At 67.3% G+C, this 3,603-nt stretch carries 4 protein-coding genes; 3 read left to right on the plus strand and 1 reads right to left on the minus strand.

The window, feature by feature from the left end; all coding sequences use genetic code 11:
* Positions 1-293 precede the first annotated feature (293 nt).
* The 3 genes from ASD86_RS11580 (at position 294) to ASD86_RS26690 (ending at position 2,187) form a co-directional block, all read left to right on the plus strand.
* Positions 294-1,199 (plus strand): PD40 domain-containing protein, encoded by a 906-nt coding sequence (locus ASD86_RS11580; protein WP_056110482.1) that lies wholly within the window; start codon positions 294-296, stop codon positions 1,197-1,199.
* Entirely contained in the window at positions 1,196-1,525 is a 330-nt protein-coding gene (locus ASD86_RS11585; protein ID WP_235567724.1) for a hypothetical protein, read from the plus strand. The genes ASD86_RS11580 and ASD86_RS11585 overlap by 4 nt, the downstream gene beginning before the upstream one ends.
* Positions 1,526-1,602: 77 nt before the next feature.
* Positions 1,603-2,187 carry a hypothetical protein gene (locus ASD86_RS26690; protein WP_157476518.1) on the plus strand — a complete coding sequence of 195 codons (585 nt, stop codon included), beginning with the start codon at positions 1,603-1,605 and terminating at the stop codon, positions 2,185-2,187.
* 214 nt (positions 2,188-2,401) lie between these two features.
* On the opposite strand, the gene hemB is transcribed toward ASD86_RS26690, so the two are convergent.
* Positions 2,402-3,394, minus strand: coding sequence for a porphobilinogen synthase (hemB, locus tag ASD86_RS11600; protein ID WP_056110490.1), 993 nt, complete (start codon positions 3,392-3,394; stop codon positions 2,402-2,404).
* Positions 3,395-3,603 lie beyond the last annotated feature (209 nt).

A 3,603-nucleotide genomic window follows, 5' to 3' on the forward strand; every position in this document is an offset into this window, starting at 1 on the left:
TCCCCGAAGTCTACTCCTCGCCCGCGAGCTGACCAGCGCGCCGCCGGCGCCGGCGGCGACTCGGCACGGACCGCACGGGCCGCGTTTCGACTGCGCACAGTGGGATGTGCGTCGATTGTGAATTCCAGTGATCGCTCTATCGTCCGGGACGCAAGTGCAGGGTCGCCCCGTGACCAACGGCCGCGCGGCCGGGGCGCGGGACGCGATGCCAACGCGAGAAGGCCGTACCTGACCACGACAGAGGACCGCGCCGCCGGACTAAACTCGCAGCACCCATCGCGAGCCCACATCCCATGCGCACCGCCATTTCCCGCCTGAGCCTGATGCTGGGCTGCACCCTCGCCGGCAGCGCCTTCGCCCTGTCGGAATTCGGCATCGAAGGCATGGGCGTGGTCTCCACGCCGCACAGCGAAGTGCGCGGCGCGATCCGTCCCGATGGTCAGCGCATCGTCTGGGGCAGCACCGACCGCAAGGGCGGCGCGGGCGGCTGGGACCTGTGGCAGGCGAAGCTGATCGATGGCCGCTGGCAACAGCCCGAGCCGCTGTCGATCAACTCGGCGGCGAACGATTTCGACCCCTTGTTCAGCGCCGACGGGCGCTGGCTGTATTTCTTCTCCAACCGGCCCGGCGGCAAAGGCGGCGACGATCTGTATCGCGCGTCGGTGCAGGCCGACGGAAGCTACGGCGCGGTCGAGAATCTCGGCCCCGGCGTCAACAGCCGCGGCGACGAATGGGCGCCGACGCCGAGCCGCGACGGCAAGCACCTGCTGTTCGCCAGCAACGGCTTCGGCGGCGCGGGCCGGCACGATCTGTTCGTCGCGACCTGGAACGGCCGCGCCTTCATCGACCCCAAGCCGGTGCCGGGGGTGAACACCGCCGCCGACGAATTCGACGCGGCCTGGCTCGGCGATGGCCGTGCCATCGTGTTCGCGCGGTCTAGCAACGTCGAGAACGATCCGATCCGGCTGTACCTCGCGCAGTGCGATGGTTCGCGTTATGGCGAGGCGACGCCGCTGGCGTTGTCGTTCAACACGGCCGAGGGCTACACGCTCGGGCCGGCGGTCGATTGGAACAAGCCCGGCGAACTGGTGGTCAGCGGTTCGGCCAAGGCGCCGAAGGCCGGCAAGATGGATCTGTACCGGATGAAGGCGCCGGCCGCGACCGGCCAGGACGGTTGCGTGACGAAAGCGGCGCAGTGATTCGCGAACGCGCCTTCGCGAAGAAGGTCGTGGTGCATTCACGCAGCGGCGACCGCGTCGCGCTTGCATACTGTGTCGAGCAATGGCTGCGCGATGGCGTGAGTTACGTCGGCGTGGTCGGAATCGATGCGTCCGCCTTGGAGGACATCGTCGATTGGACCTGCATCGAGCTGAGTCTGCGCGACGGCCGCGAACCCGGCGGCGATGACGGCTACGACATCCTCACGGCCTTCCATCCAGCGGACGAAGGTCTCGACGATGCGATCGAACTGGCGCGCTTGATCGGCGAGCATCCCGACGCGCCGATCTGCATCGTCGAAATCTGAGGCGTCGCGCACAGTTCGTCGAAGGTTGCGAAACATTCGTCATCAGATGTTTCGCGCGCGCAACATCCGCGTCGTGCATGAGGCGCAGCGAAGCATCGTTGTACGCGATGCGAACACGCGAACGGACGCGCGCGAACGCCGCCGTTACGCTGGCGTTCGGCCTGCGCCGCATTGCAGCACGAGCGACTGGCCGTTCGTCGGTGGATTGCGTTTCCGCGTTTCCGCTAGTCGCGGACGGCTCGCCGCTCATCGGCCGTGCGCGTGTGGCGATGTTGTCGCGAACCGCGATCGCGATGCGCGCCGCTATCCTTCCACCGCCACGTTGTGTGGCAATAAAAAGGATCTTTATGAGCAACATGAAACGTAGTTTTGGGGGTCTGCTGTTCTCGATGTTGCTGTTGGCGGCGCCGGCCATGGCTGCTCCGGTCGGCGGCCTTCCGGTCACGCCGCAACCGCCGCAGCCGTTCGGTGTCTGGAAAGCCACGGTGCGTTGGGCCGACCCGCATAGCGTGTCCGGTCCGAACGGCACCACGCTGACCTACACCTACCATTACGAGCACATCGTCGCCCTCACCCAGAGCGATTGCGACAGCCAGTTGTCCGGCTTTGCTTCGCAATTGAACGTGAGAGTGACGGAAGCCTGCACGTTCTACCCGTATTGATGCAGGTTGCCGCGGGGCTGCTTGCAGCCTCGCGGCGATTTGCGGCGCGCGAGTTCGCGCCGAGCGCTATCGATCGAATCCGGACGCCGCGAACACGGACGCGGCGTCCGATGCGAAGCCGGTATCGGCGCCGGACGATCGAAGCCGAGGAGCTGGCCTTGCGCGCGCGCCAGCAACGAATGCACGCGCGTGACCACCGTCGTATCGCGACGGCTCAGTTCGCCTCGCGCATCCACCGCGCCGCATCCAGCGCGAAGTAAGTCAGGACACCGTCAGCGCCGGCGCGCTTGATCGAAGTCAGCGCTTCCAGCACGCAGCCGCGCTCATCCAGCCAACCGTTCTGGATCGCCGCGCGCAACATCGCGTACTCGCCGCTGACCTGATAGACGAAGGTCGGCGCGCCGAATTCGTCCTTCGCGCGGCGCACGATGTCGAGGTAAGGCATGCCCGGCTTGACCATGATCATGTCGGCGCCTTCGTCGAGATCGAGCGCGATCTCGCGCATCGCTTCGTCGCTGTTGGCCGGGTCCATCTGGTAGGTGTACTTGTTGCCCTTGCCGAGCGCGCCGGCCGAACCGACCGCGTCGCGGAACGGGCCGTAGAAACTCGATGCGTACTTGGCGCTGTAGGCCAGGATGCGGGTGTGGATGTGGCCGTCGCGTTCCAGCGCCTGGCGGATCTGGCCGATGCGGCCGTCCATCATGTCGCTCGGCGCGACCACATCGGCGCCGGCGACGGCGTGCGACAGCGCCTGCTTGACCAGCGCCTCGACGGTTTCGTCGTTCATGACGTAACCGCTGTCGTCGACCAGTCCGTCCTGGCCGTGCGTGGTGTAGGGATCGAGGGCGACGTCGGTGATCACGCCGAGCTCGGGGAAGCGCTGCTTGAGCGCGCGGATCGCGCGCTGGCACAGGCCGTCGTCGTCCCACGCGGCGGCGGCGTCGAGCGACTTCGCCTCCGGCGCGGTCACCGGGAACAACGCGAGCGCGGGCACCCGCAGCTCGCTGGCGCGTTCGGCCACGCGTAGCAGCTCGTCGATCGACAGGCGTTCGATGCCGGGCATGGAACCGACCGGCGCGCGGCCATCGAGCTCGTGGACGAAGACTGGATAGATCAGGTCGTTGGCGGTGAGGACGGTCTCGCGCATCAAGCGGCGAGAGAAGTCGTCGCGGCGCATCCGCCGCGGGCGCGAGTGGGGATAGGTCATGGGGGATAGTTTACTCCCGCGCCGAGCGAGAGCCTGCGACCGGCGGTCGCGGCCCGCTGGGGATGCTGTGTTCTGCCGTTTTGAGCAAGGTAGGGGCGAGGGGTTTCCCGCTGCGACGCACTGCTTGTCTCCCTCTCCCGCTTGCGGGAGAGGGCCGGGGTGAGGGAGCGCCGCAGGCGCGAATGCTTCTTGACGGCGCGCGCCGTCGC

Origin of the sequence: Lysobacter sp. Root690, assembly GCF_001427785.1 — a bacterium.
Lineage (GTDB): Bacteria > Pseudomonadota > Gammaproteobacteria > Xanthomonadales > Xanthomonadaceae > Lysobacter.